Source organism: Sediminibacillus massiliensis, assembly GCF_900156915.1.
In the GTDB taxonomy this organism is placed as follows: Bacteria; Bacillota; Bacilli; order Bacillales; family Amphibacillaceae; genus Sediminibacillus_A; species Sediminibacillus_A massiliensis.
Genome location: NZ_LT732535.1, coordinates 4,013,218 through 4,032,530, shown reverse-complemented (window position 1 = coordinate 4,032,530; position 19,313 = coordinate 4,013,218). Strand labels below are relative to the sequence as shown.

Below are 19,313 nucleotides of genomic sequence, written 5' to 3'. Positions count from 1 at the left end.
GTCCTTTTATATCTATAGTATGATTTTAATTGCCGAAGTGTATCCAAGGCCCTTCAAAATCGCTCATGTGGGGATGACGTTTACACCCTTCTTCCCACAAGGACAACGCTTTGTCGGGGTTGCCTGTATGGTAGGCAGCAATGCTGTACCATCTGAAGTATGTTGTGTGGCCTTTCAGCTGGGATTTTGACAGCATAGCAAAACGGGCTGCTGCTTCTTCATAGCGGCCTGTTTTCGCTAATGTACTGGCAATTTTCAGCTTTTGCTGTTCATGGATGGGATAAACGTTCGTGAGTGCATCAAGATGCTTTTGGCTTTTCTCCAGGTTTCCCAAGTAATGATGAAAAACTGCCAAATTAGTATGTCCGTAAAGCGATTGAGGACTTTTTTTCAACCACTGCTTTTCCAGCCTGATTGCTTCTGTTTGGCTGTCGGAGAAAAACAATGCCATACTGTATTCGTGCTTTGCCGGCATATGCTCCGGGAACAACGACATCAATTCCTCTAAAATCGGCAAAGCTTCCTCCCATTCTTCCCGCTCGAGATGATAAAAGGCCGTTTCCTGTAAAATCAACAATTCATCTTCTTCTTCAAACGTCCAATCCTCGTCATCATCTTCTATATCTATAAAGCCCAGTAAATCGATAGCTTCATCGTGGAAATCTCCATCCGGAGCTTTTTCCAGGTATGACTCTGTATATTTTTTGGCATCCTGCAGTAAACCTAAGTGCGCATAATTGTTGGCTATCAGGTAATAACAATCAATATAATCGTCGCCATGGTCAGCAAGCACCTCTGTAAGGATTTGATTTGCCAGATGATAAGCACCTATTTCCGTATAAACAATCGAAATCTGGCATTTAAACAAAGCCTCATCCGGTGAAGTTTCAACTGCTTTTTTCAACCATTTGATTGCGATATCAAATTTTCTTTTTTGAAAAGCTTCTACACCCTTCGTAAAATAAAAATCGCCCTCAGGGATAAAAGGGATGACTTTATCCATTTTTGGCTGTACATTTACACCTTGCGAAGTAGTCATGAGTCTCCCCCTATGTTCCTAAATTAATAAAGATAAGTTCGGGCAGTAAGCTTCCAACGAAAATAACTTTCACTCTACAAGCTTAGTAACCTGTGTATATCGTTTGAAGTATATCACATTTCTTAGAGGTATTATATAGGGGACAGTGGAAAAGTTGTATCAAGGCGCAAATTAAATGACCAAAAAAAAGAACCCGCTGTCACCAGCAAGGTCAGGCAGTTACAGGGTTACGGGCACCGACTATTAATTCAAAATATCGATTTGGCAATGGATCTGATTCCACTTTTTCTGGGCCGAATGCCTTTTCCACATATATCTCGGCAATGGCCTGTTTTCTCTCCTGACCGTCCTCCGCCTTCTCCAAAGCAATGACACTTTCGAATATAACCGCCATCTTTTCTGCGATTCTCTTACTGTAATAGGTTTGCAAATGCTTATCCAACTGTTTGATGTCGCCAATGAAAACAGCTAACTCTTCCAATTTAGATTGTAGCAGCTGCCGACAATAGCTGCTCGGGTCACCAGCTAGATTTTCCAATCTTCTATTCATTTCATCGAGAAACAACTTGTCCGCTTGATAATTATGGATGAGCCTGAGAACTTCCAGGCCAAGAATATTGGCAGTCCCTTCCCAAACCGTTAGCACTTGCGCGTCTCTTAAAAGCCTTGGTGTGACAAAATCTTCTATATACCCATTGCCGCCATGCAGCTCGATGGCCTGGTGCGAGAAAGCGATGGCTTGTTCTGCAGTTTCTTTTTTCATGATTGCTATGAAGAGGCGCAACAGAATTTTCTCCTGTTGACTTGCCTTGCTGTCGACAGCCATTACTTTGTCGAATAACTCGATAACGGAAAACAATGCATTGGTTTCCGTTTCTTGTTTGACAGCCAAGCTGGTCAAAGTCTCCCGAACCATCGGATACTCGTTTAGCCTTTTCCCGAACGCCTTGCGGGCATTTGCATAATCTCTTGCTTCAAGAAATGCTCTACGCATGATACCGAGCGAAGCTGCAGCATTGCAAACTCGAGAGAGATTCAATGCTTCCATCATGTAATAGAAGCCCCTGTCCGCTTCACCCACCAAATAAGCTGTCGTACCTTCGAACTCCACTTCTGCCGACGGGACCGCTCTCACACCAAGCTTATCTTTCAAACGCCTGATCCTGAGCCGTTTATTGCTGCGGTTTTCTTCCCATGGGACCAAGAACAAACTGAGACCTCTCGTTCCATCAGGTGCACCATCCTGACGTGCCAGTACCATGGCTACACCGCATGCACCTGCATTACTGGCAAAATACTTCTCTCCATGAAGAATGTAATGGTCGCCCTCCTTTACTGCCTTCACTTGATTTGCACCAACATCTGAACCGCCTTGCCGCTCTGTCAAAAAAGTGGCGCCTTCGTATAGTTCCCTGTCCCCCGTCGCCAGTACGTGCGGAAGATATCGGTCTTTAAGCTCCTTATCTGCGTAATGGTCTATCAAATATGCCGTCGCCATGGTCAACGTCACTGGGCAGTAAAAGCCGGGTTCTGCGTGAGACAGCAAATACCCTTGCGCAAATGAATATAGATAGCCGCCTTTATGTCCAAGTGTTGGAATCGATTTATGAATATAGCCGACGATCCCTGTTTTGTAAACATCGGCTATCGTCTGTTTGTATCCCTCGTTCAACCAAACCTCCGATACCTCTTCCCCCATCCGATCGTAGCGGATTAAACGGGGAGCTCCTTCTCTGTCGGTTTGGACAGCCCGTTCATCGACCGGTCCGGCACATAGTTTGCCAAATTCCTTCAATTCTTGATCAGCCCACTTATAAAACTCCTCAGACATCATGCTTTCCAGGATTTCCTGTAAATTAGGGTCTTGTTCATAAAAATTCGACATGATCCAAGCCTCCTCAAGCTTGAGTTGTTTGCCGCAAATGATTTTTCAGTAGTTTACCTGTAGCATTTCTCGGTAATGAGTCCACTTTTTCGAAAATACGGGGCAGCTTATACTCGGCCACTTTTCCCTGCAGAAAATCGCGGCATTCTTCATCCAGATTTTCGATATCCTGATTAAGGACAATGAAGGCTTTTACCGTCTCACCCCAATCGGGATTAGGAACCCCGACCACAGCAACTTCACTTATCGAAGGGTGCATCGCCAATTCATCTTCTATTTCCTTCGGATAAATATTGACCCCGCCGGATATAATCATGTCCTTTTTGCGATCGACTACCCAGTAATAACCGTCCTCATCCTGCCTGGCCATATCGCCTGTGTGGACCCATCCGCCCTTTAATACTTCGGCTGTTTTCTCCTCGTCCTTGTAATAACGTTTCATATTTCCTTCCCCTCTCAGGACGATTTCGCCGACAGTTCCAACCGGAACCTCAATACCTTTGTCATCGACAAGTTTTAATTCACAATTCAATGCCGCCCTTTTGCCGACACTGCCCGCTTTCTCCCGATGTTCTTCGAATCCAAGCAAGGTACCCGACGGACCCGCCTCTGTCAGTCCATATACACACATGAGTCTGTCCGTACCGAAAGATTGTTGGATATACTCTACTTCCTGTTTTCCAAGCGGTGCCCCGCCATAAACCCAATATTCCATCGAACGTAAGTCATATTCCCGTATCTTTGGGTGCTTAGCAGCAGCAAGATAAGCGACAGGTGCCCCAAAGAAATGGGTGGTCCTCTCTCTTTCCACCGTTTCCAAAAACAGTTCTGGGTTGAATGTTGGCACTACTACATGCGTTGCTCCCACATATGTGCCCGCCACCATAAATAAATGGAGGGGTGCTGAATGGCTGAGTGGCATCATATGAAGAATCCTGCTCTGCGTATTCATTGTCATTTCAATGCACATCATCGTGGCCACCGTCAAAATATTCCGGTAGGTGAACACGACACCTTTTGGATCTCCGGTCGTGCCCGAAGTATATAAGAGTGCGGCCTCGTCATCGTCTGTAAGCGGGCAGGAGATTTCGGCAGTGGAACCTTCCATCAGCAATTGTTCAAAGGAATGCCATTTTCCCGATTGTCTTCCTGTTTTTATGAACAATACTCCTGCTCTTTCCGGCATGTCTTTGACCTGGTCAAAGAGGAGCTCATGGGTGATGAAAATTTTAGCGTCGCTGTGGTCCAGTATGTAAGAGATCTCTTGTTGAACAAGTTTGGCATTTATCGGTACGATTATTGCACCGGTTCTTTGCACAGCGAAATAGCAGAACAGAAACTCTTTGGTGTTCGGCATATGCAGGACGACTTTATCGCCTTTCTCTAACCCAATCTCGATCAGGCTTGATGCAAGTTGATTAACCTTGTCATCCCACTCTTTATAGGTTACGCGTTCATACGGAGTGACAATCCCTTCTTTGTCCGGGTATTTCCTTGACTGGTGTGCAAGCAAGTTAGGAATATTCATTCCATTTCACTCTCCTTTTAGGATTAGGTCTATTTGAAACTATTGCACAAGAACCATAAACTGTGACATAACTAACTTCACTTAACTGGACTTTCTTCCATCCTTTTTGGATTGAGTTGTAGTCCAGCACTGCGGAAAAATTCTCGCTTTCCGTGGGGAACGCTTCAGCTTCCTCGGGAAAAGCGCCCTGCGGGGTCTTCAGACTGTTCCTTTCCCACAGGATTTTGAAAAGGCCTCGATGAATTTACACCGCACGCAGAAAATCGAACTTTATTTTCAAGGAGTCTCGCATTTTTCCTCCGCTTGGTATAGTTTTCTGATTAAGTGAGAAGTGATCCTGCAATGTGTCTATCAAGGTTCTCCCTACAAAAATGGAGAAAACTTTTACCGGCTAGGTCAGAACCCTGAGACTCTTGTGGAACAGCATTCCCTAATTTCCGAAATCCAATATTTTAAAAGGCATCCATCAATTTATACGGCAAGCAAAAAAATTGAACTACATATTCTAGGAGCGTAAATAATTACCCTTGCCTAAAATAGATTTTTGATTAATTGAGATGAAACCTATAATTTCGTTAAAATCGGTATTCCTAACATCAAAATTCAGAAAATCCCTAACAGCGAAGGCAGAACACGCAGACTCCTGTGGGAACAGCGAAAGGTCTTCGATGGGGCGAGTAAACGCAGTCCCACGAGTCCGAAGACCCCGCAAGAAGCGTTCTTGCACTGCCCCCCTATTGTTGGACACATCATCTGACAATAGGAGGTACCTAAATGAAAAAGTTTTCCGTGTTGGAAAAACATTTTGCTGTACAGCGATATCTAAACGAAAGGATTAGTTACCGGGACCTAGCGAAAGAATTGGGGATTGATGACTCTTCCTTACGTTATTGGGTCAAATTATACGAATACCATGGAGATACTGCTTTTCTATTTCCCTATACAAACTACACGCCTGCCTTTAAACTGAAAGTAATTCAGTTTATCGAAGAGAAAAATTATTCAATTCGAGAGGCATCGGCGCTCTTCCATATTCCGGACTCTTCCATGGTCCGGAGGTGGAAGAAAAAGTGGGAGACTGGCGGATTCGATGCCCTTAAACCAACCGGAAAGGGGAATTCCCGTATGACTTCCCAAAAGAAAAATTCCAAGAATGACCAACCAGATAAGCACTCTGTAGAGGAAATGCAGAAAGAACTGGAATATTTGCGTATGGAGAATGCCTATTTAAAAAAGTTGAGAGCCTTAGTTCAAAACAAGGAAAAATCACCAAACAAGACAAAGCGAAAGTAGTCTATGAACTAAGGGGCGAATTCTCGGTGAAAGAACTTTTAAAGCTGGCAGATATCCCTCGCAGTACGTATTATTACTGGGTGAGCACATTTGACTGCCCTGACAAAGATGCCGAATTAAAAACGTTGATTCAGTCCATTTATCATGAACATAAAGGGCGTTATGGCTATCGCCGTATTCAAGATGAGTTAGAAAATAAAGGACATAAGGTGAACCACAAAAAAGTGCAGCGATTAATGAAAGAGTTAGGTTTGAAAAGCATCGTCCGCATGAAGAAGTACCGATCATACAAAGGCAAAGTTGGCAAAACCGCTCCAAATATCCTGGAACGGAACTTCCAAGCAGACAAACCAAATGAGAAATGGGTTACCGATATTACAGAATTTAAATTACTAGGAGAGAAACTTTACCTATCTCCCGTTCTGGATTTATTCAATGGCGAAATTATCACCTACACCATTGGTTCACGTCCAACTTACTCCCTAGTCTCAGAGATGTTAGAAAAATCTTTTGAACGCTTGAAGGATAGGGATGAACTATTGATCCACTCGGATCAAGGCTGGCATTACCAAATGAAACAGTACCGGGATGCTTTAAAGGAACGAGGCATCACACAGAGTATGTCACGAAAAGGAAACTGTTATGACAACGCCGTTATCGAGAATTTCTTTGGCATTATGAAATCTGAATTTCTTTACTTAAATGAATTCGAAAGCATCGAGCAATTTAAAAAGGAACTGGAAGAATACATGGATTACTATAATCAAAAACGGATAAAGACCAAATTAAAAGGCAAGAGTCCGATCGAATATCGAACTCTATACCAACAAGCCGNTGTTGATCGGCACCTGCCAATCCGTCAAAAATAAAAAATTCATCTTTCTTCTGTAAATGCTGTACAACTTTTTTATAGAGTAAATCAAAATTCCCTTTACTGAAGGGTTTATTGACAGACCCCCAGTTGATTTGGCTGGAATGTGGTTCCTCATCTACGATGAATTTGTCGTTAGGGGAGCGTCCGGTGTATTTACCTGTCGACACACATACGGCTCCAGTGGAGGTTAGAATTCCCTCGTTTCTCTTTAATATCTTATGTTCTAGTGCCTCCGCAGATAAGTTCTCTTGTCGATTGCTCATACTTAAAAGCTTCTTTTGGAAATTCTTCTCCTCTATTTTGCCCATTCTTCCACATCCTTTACAATGTTAGAGTTTGTGCCGAAGACATGATGGCTGAATGTGTGATTAGTATAACACAAATAACCAATTGCAACATACTTGTCTATCGATTAATTCATAGTTACAACTTACTATTTATATATGTGAAAAAGAGTGTTTGTTTCGGGGGTATATACGGGAACAACCTTATAGAATGAAAATGATAAATATGCCTTTTCCAGAAGGAAGATGTTTCGCAAAACCATAAACTGCGACATAACTAGCTTCACCAAACGTGACTTCCTACCATCCTTTTCTGATTGAGTAGTAGTCCAGCGCTGCGGAAAAACACTCGCTTTCCGTGGGGAACGCTTCAGCCTCCTCGGGAAAATGCACTGCACCCCTATTGTTGGACACATCATCTGACAATAGGAGGTACCTAAATGAGAAAGTTTTCCGTGTTGGAAAAACATTTTGCTGTGCAGCGTTATCTAAACGAAAGGATTAGCTACCGGGACCTAGCGAAAGAATTGGGGATTGATAACTCTTCCTTACGTTATTGGGTCAAATTATACGAATACCATGGAGATACTGCTTTTCTATTTCCCTATACAAACTACACGCCTGCCTTTAAACTGAAAGTAATTCAGTTTATCGAAGAGAAAAATTATTCAATTCGAGAGGCATCGGCGCTCTTCCATATTCCGGACTCTTCCATGGTCCGGAGGTGGAAGAAAAAGTGGGAGACTGGCGGATTCGATGCCCTTAAACCAACCGGAAAGGGGAATTCCCGTATGACTTCCCAAAAGAAAAATTCCAAGAATGACCAATCAGATAAGCACTCTGTAGAGGAAATGCAGAAAGAACTGGAATATTTGCGTATGGAGAATGCCTATTTAAAAAAGTTGAGAGCCTTAGTTCAAAACAAGGAAAAATCACCAAACAAGACAAAGCGAAAGTAGTCTATGAACTAAGGGGCGAATTCTCGGTGAAAGAACTTTTAAAGCTGGCAGATATCCCTCGCAGTACGTATTATTACTGGGTGAGCACATTTGACTGCCCTGACAAAGATGCCGAATTAAAAACGTTGATTCAGTCCATTTATCATGAACATAAAGGGCGTTATGGCTATCGCCGTATTCAAGATGAGTTAGAAAATAAAGGACATAAGGTGAACCACAAAAAAGTGCAGCGATTAATGAAAGAGTTAGGTTTGAAAAGCATCGTCCGCATGAAGAAGTACCGATCATACAAAGGCAAAGTTGGCAAAACCGCTCCAAATATCCTGGAACGGAACTTCCAAGCAGACAAACCAAATGAGAAATGGGTTACCGATATTACAGAATTTAAATTACTAGGAGAGAAACTTTACCTATCTCCCGTTCTGGATTTATTCAATGGCGAAATTATCACCTACACCATTGGTTCACGTCCAACTTACTCCCTAGTCTCAGAGATGTTAGAAAAATCTTTTGAACGCTTGAAGGATAGGGATGAACTATTGATCCACTCGGATCAAGGCTGGCATTACCAAATGAAACAGTACCGGGATGCTTTAAAGGAANCGACTGATAATTCTGGCTCCTGTGCTGCTGCATCTTCCATCAACTGTTTTAATTCTGCATTGTCCTTCAGCCCGATCAGCACTGCTCCCATAGCTGTGAACAATAAAAACATGAGTGATCCTATCACTGTCAACACAATTTCTACGGTTCTTTTCATTCATTCCATCTCCCTTCCTAAACAATTCTTTCTCGTCAAAGGCTCAAAAAAACAGGCCTCTTTCTTCTTTTCCCTGTAACTTTCATCCGCTACCTGCTTTCGGTGAACTCCCATTCTTACTTTACGTGATAAATATGTAAAAGTTTCATCGCCAAATCATTTCTTTAACAAAACCCATTTAAATACAGTGTCCTTCGGTTTACAGTTGAGACAAACTACGAACTAGTGACAATTCTATTCTTTGAAGCTTATTCTTGTTCTGATTTTAGTTAATCTTATGTACTCGCTACGGCAGAACACTTCGCTTTCCGCGGGCACGGCCTCAGCCTCCTCATCAGCAAAAAGGTGCACTGCACCCCTATTGTTGGACACATCATCTGACAATAGGAGGTACCTAAATGAGAAAGTTTTCCGTGTTGGAAAAACATTTTGCTGTGCAGCGTTATCTAAACGAAAGGATTAGTTACCGGGACCTAGCGAAAGAATTGGGGATTGATAACTCTTCCTTACGTTATTGGGTCAAATTATACGAATACCATGGAGATACTGCTTTTCTATTTCCCTATACAAACTACACGCCTGCCTTTAAACTGAAAGTAATTCAGTTTATCGAAGAGAAAAATTATTCAATTCGAGAGGCATCGGCGCTCTTCCATATTCCGGACTCTTCCATGGTCCGGAGGTGGAAGAAAAAGTGGGAGACTGGCGGATTCGATGCCCTTAAACCAACCGGAAAGGGGAATTCCCGTATGACTTCCCAAAAGAAAAATTCCAAGAATGACCAACCAGATAAGCACTCTGTAGAGGAAATGCAGAAAGAACTGGAATATTTGCGTATGGAGAATGCCTATTTAAAAAAGTTGAGAGCCTTAGTTCAAAACAAGGAAAAATCACCAAACAAGACAAAGCGAAAGTAGTCTATGAACTAAGGGGCGAATTCTCGGTGAAAGAACTTTTAAAGCTGGCAGATATCCCTCGCAGTACGTATTATTACTGGGTGAGCACATTTGACTGCCCTGACAAAGATGCCGAATTAAAAACGTTGATTCAGTCCATTTATCATGAACATAAAGGGCGTTATGGCTATCGCCGTATTCAAGATGAGTTAGAAAATAAAGGACATAAGGTGAACCACAAAAAAGTGCAGCGATTAATGAAAGAGTTAGGTTTGAAAAGCATCGTCCGCATGAAGAAGTACCGATCATACAAAGGCAAAGTTGGCAAAACCGCTCCAAATATCCTGGAACGGAACTTCCAAGCAGACAAACCAAATGAGAAATGGGTTACCGATATTACAGAATTTAAATTACTAGGAGAGAAACTTTACCTATCTCCCGTTCTGGATTTATTCAATGGCGAAATTATCACCTACACCATTGGTTCACGTCCAACTTACTCCCTAGTCTCAGAGATGTTAGAAAAATCTTTTGAACGCTTGAAGGATAGGGATGAACTATTGATCCACTCGGATCAAGGCTGGCATTACCAAATGAAACAGTACCGGGATGCTTTAAAGGAGCGAGGCATCACACAGAGTATGTCACGAAAAGGAAACTGTTATGACAACGCCGTTATCGAGAATTTCTTTGGCATTATGAAATCTGAATTTCTTTACTTAAATGAATTCGAAAGCATCGAGCAATTTAAAAAGGAACTGGAAGAATACATGGATTACTATAATCAAAAACGGATAAAAACCAAATTAAAAGGCAAGAGTCCGATCGAATATCGAACTCTATACCAACAAGCCGCTTAACCAAAATCTGTCCAACTTTTCGGGGTCACTTCATCTTTGCTGATGAGGAGGCTGAGGCCGTGCCCGCGGAAAGCGAAGTGTTCTGCCGCAGCGAGTACATAAGCTTAACAAAATCAGAACAAGAATAAGCTTCAAAAAATAGAATTGTCACTATGTCGCAGTTTCCCTCAACTGTAATGCTGCTTGTTTAACAAAATTCTAGATGAAATCTGAGATTTGAAATTGAAATCCTCCTGCTCGGTATTTTTTACAGAGTCGAATGCTTTTGGGCCACAACCTCCTCTGTTTATAGGTAGTTGTTTCTTCAGTAAACACGCATACATATCTTATTCTGCACTTTTCTGAATTCTCCTTTGCATTTCTATATCTGGATATTCAGCTATGTTAAGATTAATTGGAAAGTGAATGGTCCTTTAATAAGGTAATGAAAAGAGGAGGCGTAAGGCATGAATATCGTAATCTTGGGCGCCGGTGCGCTGGGTGCTTATTTTGGTGCCCGATGGGAGGAAGCCGGACAAAATGTCACGTTCCTAGTCCGGGAAAAACGCGCCCGGAAAATGGAAGAATCCGGATTGTACATACATAACGAACAGGGTGACTATTCGATAGATAATCCGAAAATCGCACAGAAAGTGGAGGAAATCGAGAATCCTGATCTGGTGTTGTTGTCTGTGAAAGGATATCATCTCGAAGGGACATTGGAATCATTGGAAGAACTGGTTGCCAAAGGGGCCAAAGTGCTGCCAATTTTGAATGGGGTCGAGCACATTTCGACGTTACAAACAAGATTGGGGAAAGAAAACGTCCTTGGAGGACTTTCCTTTATCATCGCTACTTTGGATGATAATGGCGGTGTTCTCCATTCAAGCAAATTCCATGATTTGGTGTTTGGACCATTGGATTCTTCACAAAGAGAATTATGTGAACAATTGCTTTCCGTTTCCGAAAGGGCGAATTTCCAGGCAAACCTTTCTCTTCAGATAAATGAAGCGATGTGGAACAAGTATATGTTCATCAATGCTTTCTCCGGAATAACTGCCGCTGCGAATCTTCCAATCGGGGAAATCAGAAAACACCAAGAAACTTTTAGAATAGCAGAGTTGGTATTAAAGGAAATGAAAGATCTGGCGAATAAGCACGGAATCGAGCTGACAGACGACCATATCAACCATGCCGTGGAAAATTTGAAGAGTTTGGGAGACGAAGCCACCTCTTCCATGCATCAAGACAGGAGAAAACGCCTGACATTGGAAGTGGAACATCTGCATGGCGGTGCTTTGAGGCTTGCCGATGCGGTTGGCATGACTCTTCCATATACAGAGACTATTTATGCATTGATCAAACCTTATGAGAATCAATGACACGCCACCGTTATGGTGACGAGTTCGGTTTTGGAGTACAAACACAAAAACTGGCATATTAAAAGGAGTTTGGAAACCAAACTCCTTTTGTTACGAATTAAATGACCTTTTATTCAAGTAAAGCCCCCTTTAGTTTAAGGGTAAGAATTCATAATCTTACTATTAATTACCATTCTTTTCACCTTTATTTTTTTCTATTTTCATTGCTATAAAAAAGTAAATACCAATGCATAGTGGAATAACAATTCCCGAAATTGATAATTTTAGTTCCTCTTTTAAGTTAGTGAGGTTCATAATAAACTCTGGTAAAAATAAAATTAATGGAAGAATAATAGAAACCCAAGTTTTACTCCAGATTGATATTCCTATAAATACTACTATCGCAACAATAATAGCAATAATATTACCAGTATCACTAAATTCTACAGTAGGAGTTTCATAGTATCTATCCAAATAAATTAATCCAAAAAACAAACTAATAGGGCTGAAGCCAAGAATTGCAAATAATAGATATTCCTTTGTTTTAGATAACTCCTTACTTGCGACATACTTAAAAATAACTAACGTGAGTGATAAAAACAATAATAGGATAAATAAATTCCCACCCAATTCCAACAATGAGTACTCTATTCCGCCACGGATGGCATTTCCTAATAAATCATAAGCAAAAAGACCAACAATAAGAATTGGAATGTATTTTAGCCAACTTTTTAAATCAAATGACATTTCACCCGCAATTTGTTCCATATATTCTTTAGGAGTTCCACCAATAATATCTTCTACACCTTTGCCCTTTGCTTCTGCTACAGATAAGTGGTCTTTCAATTCTCCGATAATCCCCTCAATTTCCTCTTCATTTTTTCCGCTTGAGAACAAGTACAATCTCAAATTTTCCAAAAATTCTTTGCTTTGTTTTGATATGTGCATTATATTAACCTTCCTTCCCCAATAAAAGTTCTACACTCTTCGAAATCTCAAACCATCTTTCTTTAAATACTTCTAATTCTTCTATTCCTTTTTCCGTCAATGAATAATATTTTCGTTTCGGACCACCTGAAGGAAGTGCTTTTTGACTGGTTACAACTAACCCTTCTTTTTTCATACGAAGTAATAGAGGGTAGATACTTCCTTCGCTTACCATTGTAAATCCGTAGGAATAGAGTCTCTCCATCATTTCATATCCATAGGTTTCCCCTTTGGCAATAATTGACAGAAGGCATCCTTCTAATATCCCTTTTAATATTTGACTTGAAGACACTAAATTCACTCCTTTTAAGGAACTTTAACTAACTTGTTATGCAATATAGTTGTACAAAAAAAGGAAGCACAACAACTAGCTTGTTATGCAATATAGTTTATATATTATCAAATACCATAATATAGTCAATAGGTTTTTGCCAACTTTGTTAAACTCTTCTGACTCTTTATTTGAACAATTTTCCACCTTGATTTCTATATCAAAAATAACAAAAAGCCCAATTTAGCTATAGAGATGGGCTGCCTGTTAGAGTGTTATTACGAACTACCAAACCGAAGCTGTAACCGTTATGGGTCAGCTTTTTTTTACACTGCCGGATGTACCGCCTCATGAAGAAGCTGGTCTATTTCTTTTATGAAAGTCTCTCTCTGTTCCTCAGTCCAATGCAGGACCTTTTCCATATAACCAGTCACAGCCTGTTTGTTCTGGCGCACGGTTTCGATTTGGAAAAAGAGTGCTCCAGTCCGCCTTACGAAGAAGTCTACCGGTTTATAGACCATCTCGTGATGTAAGGCATAATACAATTGGGAAAATAAATACGGATCCAACCCCGCTTCTGCTGCTTCGTTTTGCAGATCGGCATATGCATCGAACAGTTTATTTACATTGGAGCCATATGTCCTGACCAGATAATCTGCTTCTTCCGGTGTCATTCCAAGAGCTGTCCCCTCTTCTATCTTTTGCTTTCGATAAGTAGCAAACCCTTTTGCTCCACCGACTTCTCCGCCTGATACCGGTAGATGTTTGGTTTCCGATTCAGAATACAGGATACCTTGTTCCTGTTTAAAATCTTCCACAATCATATCTACCACGTTTTCCGCCATTTTTCGATATCCAGTCAACTTTCCGCCAGCCATTGAAATCAAACCGGATTTAGAAATGAAAATTTCATCTTTACGGGAAATCTCTCCCGGTTTTTTCCCCTCTTCAGCGATCAATGGACGCAAACCGGCCCAGCTGGACTCGACATCTTCGGCGCCGACTGATATTTCCGGAAACATATAATGAATCGCATTAAGCAGGTAGTCCCGATCTTCGACTGTCATCGTCGGATGGGCGATTTCTCCCTCATAAGCGGTATCTGTTGTCCCTACATATGTTTTGCCTTCCCTCGGTATGGCGAATATCATCCGGTCATCCGGTGCATCGAAATAAACAGCCTGGGTCAACGGGAATTTTTCCTGGTCGAAAACCAGGTGTACACCTTTGGTCAACAGAAGTCTTTTCCCTTTGTTGGAGCCATCCTTTTCGCGAAGCGTATCGACCCATGGCCCGGCGGCATTGATGATCTTTTTAGCATAAATCTGGTGTGTCTTTCCCGTTTTCTCTTCTTTCACGACTACACCGGCCAATTTGCCTTTCTCATCATAAATAAAGTCTGTTACTTTTGTGTAATTTACTGCTCTTGCACCATATTCCACCGCTTTTTTCAATACCTCGAGTGTGAGCCTGGCATCATCTGTCTTGTATTCGACATAAAAACCTGCACCCTTCAACCCTTTTCTTTTAACAAGCGGCTCTCTTTGCAAAGCTTCAGCAGCAGAGAACATCGACCTTCTCTCACTTTTCTTCACACCTGCCAAAAAGTCATATACTCTCAGCCCCAGGCTGGTGGTAAAAGGTCCGAACGTGCCTCCTTCATGGAACGGAAGCATCATCCATTCTGGCGTGGTGACATGGGGCCCATTTTCATAGACAATCGCCCGTTCCTTCCCTACTTCTGCTACCATTTTCACTTCAAATTGTTTTAAGTAGCGAAGACCGCCATGGACGAGTTTGGTGGAACGGCTTGAAGTACCCGCTGCAAAATCCTGCATCTCTACCAGTCCCGTTTTAATTCCCCTGCTGGCTGCATCAAGAGCGATGCCAGATCCGGTGATTCCGCCTCCTATAACCAATAAGTCAAGCGATGTATGCGTCAGTTCTTCGAATATCTCTTCCCTGTTAAGATTTGAAAATGCAACCATCTTCCGACACCTCTTCGTTTTCAGCTTTTTATAGAATCCTTTTATTCTTTACCCTAAAAACGGAAACTTCATGTAAGGAACGGGATTGAATCTACAATCATAATCTTACGGTGCAGCCTGAAACCGGCTGCCCTCTATCTATTATTTAAATGTCCTTGTCGCTTCGACCGCTTTCTTCCATCCATCGTAGTGTTTTTCTTTTGCCTGTTCATCCATTTTTGGTTCGAATTTTCGTTCAAGCTTCCAGTGGGTTTTCAGCTCCTCTTTGCTCTCCCAATAACCTACTGCAAGTCCAGCAAGGTAAGCGGCCCCAAGGGCTGTTGTTTCGTTCACTTCCGGTCGTTCGACTGCGACACCCAGGATGTCGCTTTGGAACTGCATAAGCAAGTTATTTTTTACTGCTCCGCCATCCACTCGCAGCGATTTTAAATCTATTCCGGAATCTGCAATCATCGCATCGACGACGTCTTTTGTCTGAAATGCCAGTGAATCAAGCGTCGCCCTGATGATATGCTCTTTCGTCGTCCCTCTGGTCAGGCCGAACATCGCTCCACGTGCGTCGCTGTCCCAATATGGGGTACCAAGACCGACGAATGCGGGTACCATATAAACCCCTTCGGCATCTTTGACTCTATCAGCCAAATACTCACTTTGAGAGGAGTCTTCGATAATTTTCAACCCGTCCCGCAGCCATTGAATGGCCGACCCAGCGACGAAAATGCTTCCCTCGAGTGCATATTCGACTTTCCCGTCTATTCCCCAAGCCAAAGTCGTCAATAGACCATGTTTCGATTCAACCGCTTTTTCACCGGTATTCATCACCACAAAACATCCAGTACCATACGTATTCTTAGCCATTCCTTCCTGGAAGCAAGCCTGTCCGAACAGAGCGGCATGCTGATCTCCTGCTGCCCCAGCAATCGGGATTTCATGACCAAAGAAGTGATAATCCACTGTTTTCGCATATTCTGCCGATGAATCACGTACCTCAGGCAGCATGCTTTTCGGAACGTCTAATATCGATAACAGGTCATCATCCCATTTTAATTCATGAATGTTGAACATCAGGGTCCTGGAGGCATTGGAATAGTCGGTGACATGGGCTTTACCGCCTGATAACTTATAAATGAGCCATGTATCAATGGTGCCGAATAAAAGCTCCCCGTTATCCGCTTTCTCCCTTGCTCCGTCTACATGGTCAAGGATCCATTTCACTTTTGTCCCTGAGAAATACGGATCGATCAACAGGCCGGTTTTGCTGCGGAATGTCTCGGCATGGCCTTCTTTTTCCAGTTGGCTGCAAATGTCGGCTGTCTGCCTGGACTGCCAAACGATTGCTTTGTATATCGGTTTTCCGGTATTTTTATCCCAAACAACGGTTGTTTCCCGTTGATTGGTGATTCCGATTGCGGCGATTTGATTTGGTTCTATGTCTGACTTTCTCAATACTTCTGCAATGCAGGAGATGACAGATGTCCAAATTTCATTGGCATCATGCTCGACCCAGCCCGATTTCTGGAAAAATTGTTCAAATTCCCTTTGAGCCGTCTCGACTATCTCCCCTTTATGATTGAAAATGATTGCCCTTGAACTGGTGGTACCTTGATCGATGGCCATAATGTATTTTTCCACTTAACTTTCCTCCTAGTCCATAAAGTGATGAAAATGGCAGCGTTAACAAATTATCCTATTTAAAGTGTAAAAAAAGAAAGCCCCCTAAACAAGTCAGAGGGCTTCGTATGTTAATAAAGGTTTTATGAATCACCGCTTTGGCGCATTATCTATATACTGCGACATAACTTTTATGTCACTTCCTACCATCCTTTTCGGATTGAGTGGCAGGCCAGCGCTGCGGAAAAATACTCGCTTTCCGTGGGGAACGCTTCAGCCTCCTCGCTGGCAAAAAGCGCCACCTGCGGGGTCTTCAGACTGTTCCTTTCCCACTGGAGTCTCGCATTTTTTCTCCGCTTAAGATAGATATCTGATAAAGTGATAAGTGATCCTAAAGTATGTCTAACTTGAGATATTCCTAATCAAAATTCAGAAAGCCCCTAACAGCGAAGGCAGAACACGAAGACCCCGCAAGAAGCGTACTTTGCTGATGAGGAGGCTGAGGCCGTGCCCATGGAAAGCGTGTTCTGACGCAGCGAAGTCATACCACTCATTTTAATCAGAACGAGAGGAAGTCTCCCTAGAATGAACTTACTATGTCGCAGTTCCTCTCAAAGTGAATCTTTAAAGATCATTGGAAAAACGGATCTTGTTGGTTTCGTTTGTCCATTTCTTCTTTGGTGTAGATTACCTTCATCGGGTTTCCGCCGGCAAATACTCCTGGCGGGACGTCTTGGTGTACGAGGGTGCCGGCAGAAACGATGGCACCGTCTCCGATCGTCACTCCCGGAAGGATTGTCGTGTTGGCACCGATCATCACATCATCCCCGATCGCCACCCTGCCCAGCCGGTATTCTTTGATTAAATACTCATGGGCGAGGATGGTCGTGTTATAGCCGATAACCGTATTTTTACCGACAGCTATCTTTTCGGGAAACATGATATCAAGCATCACCATCAGGGCGAAGGCCGTCTTATCTCCGACCTCCATCCGCAAAAAGGTACGATAAAGCCAGTTTTTCACCGATAACCATGGTGTGTACCGGGCAATTTGGATTACGGCAAAGTTTTTGACGACCTTCCAAAATGGAACCGTCTTATATATATGCCAAAGCGAATTTGCTTCTTCGACCTGATACCGCTCCGTTTTACGCATTGCTTTACACCTTCAGGATGGTCAACAAGTCACTCATTTGTTCCAGCATATAATCAGGCTTATATGCTTCAAGCGTTTCACGCCCTTTTACAGTCCAGGCGACGCCGGCAGTATGTGTTCCAGCGTTCTGTCCAGCTTCAATATCATGGTAGTTGTCACCGACCATCAAAGATTCAGAGGCTTTTCCGCCTATCTGCTGCAAGGCTTTGATGATTGGTTCAGGGTGAGGTTTTGCATTGGTGACATCCTCAAGTCCGATGACCACTTCAAACAAACTTTCCAGCCCTGTCAATTCCAGTCCCATCAAGGCCGTACCTTTTATTTTCGTCGTGACAATGCCTAGCTTGTAACCAGCCTCTTTTAGTTGTGTTAAGGTGTCGACGACTGTCGGATAGGCCGCCACGTAGGCATTATGATTTTTCAAATTATGTTCACGGTAAGTTTCCATCATCACGTCGGCCCGTTCAGGGTCAATTTTCACAAAGCTTTCCCGAAGGGGCGGGCCGATAAAATCAAGGATTTCTTCCCTTGTGTAGTCCCTGTCCGCATGCTCTTTCAGTGTGTGTATGAAAGAAGCGATGATCAGCTCGTTTGTGTCGATCAATGTTCCGTCAAGATCAAAAAGAATGGTTTGTATGTTCATGTAAAGGCTCCTTTCGTTTCCGTGCATCCGCCCTGTTCCAGACAAAGGCTATTGCAGCCGTCAAAAGTATGGCGGTGACCAGCCGAATGACTAGTAAAGGCCATACTGGTATACCAAGCGGAATGAAGACCAGCGTATCCTCGACGACTGCGTGGCAGGATACAAGAAAAATCAATGCCAGATACATATCTTTTTTGGACACTCCGTCTTCTTCTACTGCTTGAATCATCAGACCTGCCCCATAAGCAAGCCCCAAAACAAGACCAGCCACCAAGGTCATCGATGCATTTTTTTCCATTCCGAGAAATTTGGTGAATGGAGACAGCCAATCTGAAACCTTATCCATCCAGCCCAGTTCCCGGAAGAATTGCATGAAAATCATCAACGGCAGCACGATCAAGGCAAGCTGGACTACTCCCATCAAGGCAGTCTGCAACCCTTGTATGATTATTTCCGTCCAGGCATCCGGTACTTGATCTGCTTTATTGATCAAGCCGTATTCGGCCATTTCGCTTCCGCCCTTCCACAGCCAATTGATCAGTGCGGCTGAAAGGAGTGCCAACGAAACCCGTACCCCAATGACGACCCACCAGCTGACCCCTACTTTGGAAGCAACGGTGGATTCGATCAACAAATTATGTGAAAAAGACATCATGATCGCCATGATGAAAACTTCCTTTACGGAGAAATCGAAGGAAACAATCGCCCCGATACCGGCATAGAGGTTCAAGAGATTGCCAAGCACTAGCGGCACAGCAGCTTCTCCGGAAAGCCCTATCCATTTCATCATTGGTGTCAACAAATCCATCAACCATGGAAGAACCGGTGTATAACGAAGGATGGTGACAATTAACGTGACAGGAAAGATGACTTTCCCTAGTTTCCAAGTTAGCTCCAATCCAGCTTTAAAGCCCCGTTGTATCGTTCCCAGCATGTGTC

General features: G+C 42.8%; 13 protein-coding genes and 2 pseudogenes. 4 read left to right on the top strand and 11 right to left on the bottom strand.

The annotated features are described in order from the left end of the window. Positions 1 to 25: 25 nt before the first annotated feature. The 3 genes from CZ434_RS20565 to CZ434_RS20555 form a co-directional block, all read right to left on the bottom strand. Positions 26 to 1,039 carry a tetratricopeptide repeat protein gene (locus tag CZ434_RS20565; RefSeq protein ID WP_077624832.1) on the bottom strand — a complete coding sequence of 338 codons (1,014 nt, stop codon included), beginning with the start codon at positions 1,037 to 1,039 and terminating at the stop codon, positions 26 to 28. A 211-nt stretch (positions 1,040 to 1,250) separates the two neighbouring features. Then, positions 1,251 to 2,924 carry an acyl-CoA dehydrogenase family protein gene (locus tag CZ434_RS20560; protein WP_077624831.1) on the bottom strand — a complete coding sequence of 558 codons (1,674 nt, stop codon included), beginning with the start codon at positions 2,922 to 2,924 and terminating at the stop codon, positions 1,251 to 1,253. A 13-nt stretch (positions 2,925 to 2,937) separates the two neighbouring features. After that, positions 2,938 to 4,452 (bottom strand): class I adenylate-forming enzyme family protein, encoded by a 1,515-nt coding sequence (locus tag CZ434_RS20555; protein ID WP_077624830.1) that lies wholly within the window; start codon positions 4,450 to 4,452, stop codon positions 2,938 to 2,940. A 774-nt stretch (positions 4,453 to 5,226) separates the two neighbouring features. On the opposite strand from CZ434_RS20555, the gene CZ434_RS21685 reads away from it, so the two are divergent. Beyond that, a protein-coding gene (locus tag CZ434_RS21685; protein WP_425442086.1) for an IS3 family transposase occupies positions 5,227 to 6,614 on the top strand; the annotation gives its coding sequence in 2 pieces (ribosomal slippage) (positions 5,227 to 5,680 and positions 5,680 to 6,614; 1,389 coding nt in all). Positions 6,615 to 6,624: 10 nt separating this feature from the next. Here the strand turns inward: CZ434_RS21685 and CZ434_RS20540 are convergent. Continuing rightward, positions 6,625 to 6,882, bottom strand: a pseudogene (locus CZ434_RS20540) (phosphoenolpyruvate carboxykinase (ATP)); the annotation flags it as partial. Positions 6,883 to 7,343: 461 nt separating this feature from the next. Here CZ434_RS20540 and CZ434_RS22565 point away from each other — a divergent pair. From CZ434_RS22565 to CZ434_RS20515, 3 genes and pseudogenes are all read left to right on the top strand, one after another. Then, positions 7,344 to 8,527, top strand: a pseudogene (locus CZ434_RS22565) (IS3 family transposase); the annotation flags it as partial. 493 nt (positions 8,528 to 9,020) lie between these two features. After that, positions 9,021 to 10,378, top strand: a protein-coding gene (locus tag CZ434_RS21680; RefSeq protein ID WP_095742943.1) for an IS3 family transposase whose coding sequence is annotated in 2 segments (ribosomal slippage) — positions 9,021 to 9,489 and positions 9,489 to 10,378 — 1,359 coding nt in all. Because the reading frame shifts where the segments join, the coding sequence is not laid out codon by codon here. A 446-nt stretch (positions 10,379 to 10,824) separates the two neighbouring features. Next, positions 10,825 to 11,739 carry a ketopantoate reductase family protein gene (locus CZ434_RS20515; RefSeq protein WP_077624825.1) on the top strand — a complete coding sequence of 305 codons (915 nt, stop codon included), beginning with the start codon at positions 10,825 to 10,827 and terminating at the stop codon, positions 11,737 to 11,739. A gap of 162 nt (positions 11,740 to 11,901) precedes the next feature. On the opposite strand, the gene CZ434_RS20510 is transcribed toward CZ434_RS20515, so the two are convergent. The 7 genes from CZ434_RS20510 to CZ434_RS20480 all read right to left on the bottom strand — a co-directional run bounded on the left by CZ434_RS20510 (position 11,902) and on the right by CZ434_RS20480 (position 19,308). Continuing rightward, entirely contained in the window at positions 11,902 to 12,666 is a 765-nt protein-coding gene (locus CZ434_RS20510) for an HAAS domain-containing protein (RefSeq protein WP_077624824.1), read from the bottom strand. A gap of 4 nt (positions 12,667 to 12,670) precedes the next feature. Then, on the bottom strand, positions 12,671 to 12,997 hold the full coding sequence (locus tag CZ434_RS20505; protein ID WP_077624823.1) for a PadR family transcriptional regulator: 327 nt from the start codon (positions 12,995 to 12,997) through the stop codon (positions 12,671 to 12,673). Between the two features lie 305 nt (positions 12,998 to 13,302). Continuing rightward, positions 13,303 to 14,964: a glycerol-3-phosphate dehydrogenase/oxidase gene (locus CZ434_RS20500; protein WP_077624822.1), complete on the bottom strand. Its 1,662-nt coding sequence runs from the start codon at positions 14,962 to 14,964 to the stop codon at positions 13,303 to 13,305. Positions 14,965 to 15,105: 141 nt separating this feature from the next. Continuing rightward, the gene (gene glpK, locus CZ434_RS20495; RefSeq protein ID WP_077625287.1) at positions 15,106 to 16,581 is read right to left on the bottom strand and encodes a glycerol kinase GlpK; all 1,476 of its coding nucleotides are present in this window, start codon (positions 16,579 to 16,581) and stop codon (positions 15,106 to 15,108) included. 625 nt (positions 16,582 to 17,206) lie between these two features. Continuing rightward, entirely contained in the window at positions 17,207 to 17,731 is a 525-nt protein-coding gene (locus tag CZ434_RS20490; RefSeq protein ID WP_077624821.1) for an acyltransferase, read from the bottom strand. A gap of 4 nt (positions 17,732 to 17,735) precedes the next feature. Beyond that, complete coding sequence (gene ppaX, locus CZ434_RS20485; RefSeq protein ID WP_077624820.1) at positions 17,736 to 18,374, bottom strand: pyrophosphatase PpaX; 639 nt, start codon at positions 18,372 to 18,374, stop codon at positions 17,736 to 17,738. Next, on the bottom strand, positions 18,349 to 19,308 hold the full coding sequence (locus tag CZ434_RS20480; RefSeq protein ID WP_077624819.1) for a nucleoside recognition domain-containing protein: 960 nt from the start codon (positions 19,306 to 19,308) through the stop codon (positions 18,349 to 18,351). The genes ppaX and CZ434_RS20480 overlap by 26 nt, the downstream gene beginning before the upstream one ends. Between the last annotated feature and the right edge of the window lie 5 nt (positions 19,309 to 19,313).

What these genes read in the sequence shown, in the direction of transcription:
- CZ434_RS20565 (WP_077624832.1), bottom strand. Translation starts at nt 1,039, where the DNA reads ATGACTACTTCGCAAGGTGTAAATGTACAGCCAAAAATGGATAAAGTC.
- CZ434_RS20560 (WP_077624831.1), bottom strand. Translation starts at nt 2,924, where the DNA reads ATGTCGAATTTTTATGAACAAGACCCTAATTTACAGGAAATCCTGGAA.
- CZ434_RS20555 (WP_077624830.1), bottom strand. Translation starts at nt 4,452, where the DNA reads ATGAATATTCCTAACTTGCTTGCACACCAGTCAAGGAAATACCCGGAC.
- CZ434_RS20515 (WP_077624825.1), top strand. Translation starts at nt 10,825, where the DNA reads ATGAATATCGTAATCTTGGGCGCCGGTGCGCTGGGTGCTTATTTTGGT.
- CZ434_RS20510 (WP_077624824.1), bottom strand. Translation starts at nt 12,666, where the DNA reads ATGCACATATCAAAACAAAGCAAAGAATTTTTGGAAAATTTGAGATTG.
- CZ434_RS20500 (WP_077624822.1), bottom strand. Translation starts at nt 14,964, where the DNA reads ATGGTTGCATTTTCAAATCTTAACAGGGAAGAGATATTCGAAGAACTG.
- glpK (WP_077625287.1), bottom strand. Translation starts at nt 16,581, where the DNA reads ATGGCCATCGATCAAGGTACCACCAGTTCAAGGGCAATCATTTTCAAT.
- CZ434_RS20490 (WP_077624821.1), bottom strand. Translation starts at nt 17,731, where the DNA reads ATGCGTAAAACGGAGCGGTATCAGGTCGAAGAAGCAAATTCGCTTTGG.
- ppaX (WP_077624820.1), bottom strand. Translation starts at nt 18,374, where the DNA reads ATGAACATACAAACCATTCTTTTTGATCTTGACGGAACATTGATCGAC.
- CZ434_RS20480 (WP_077624819.1), bottom strand. Translation starts at nt 19,308, where the DNA reads ATGCTGGGAACGATACAACGGGGCTTTAAAGCTGGATTGGAGCTAACT.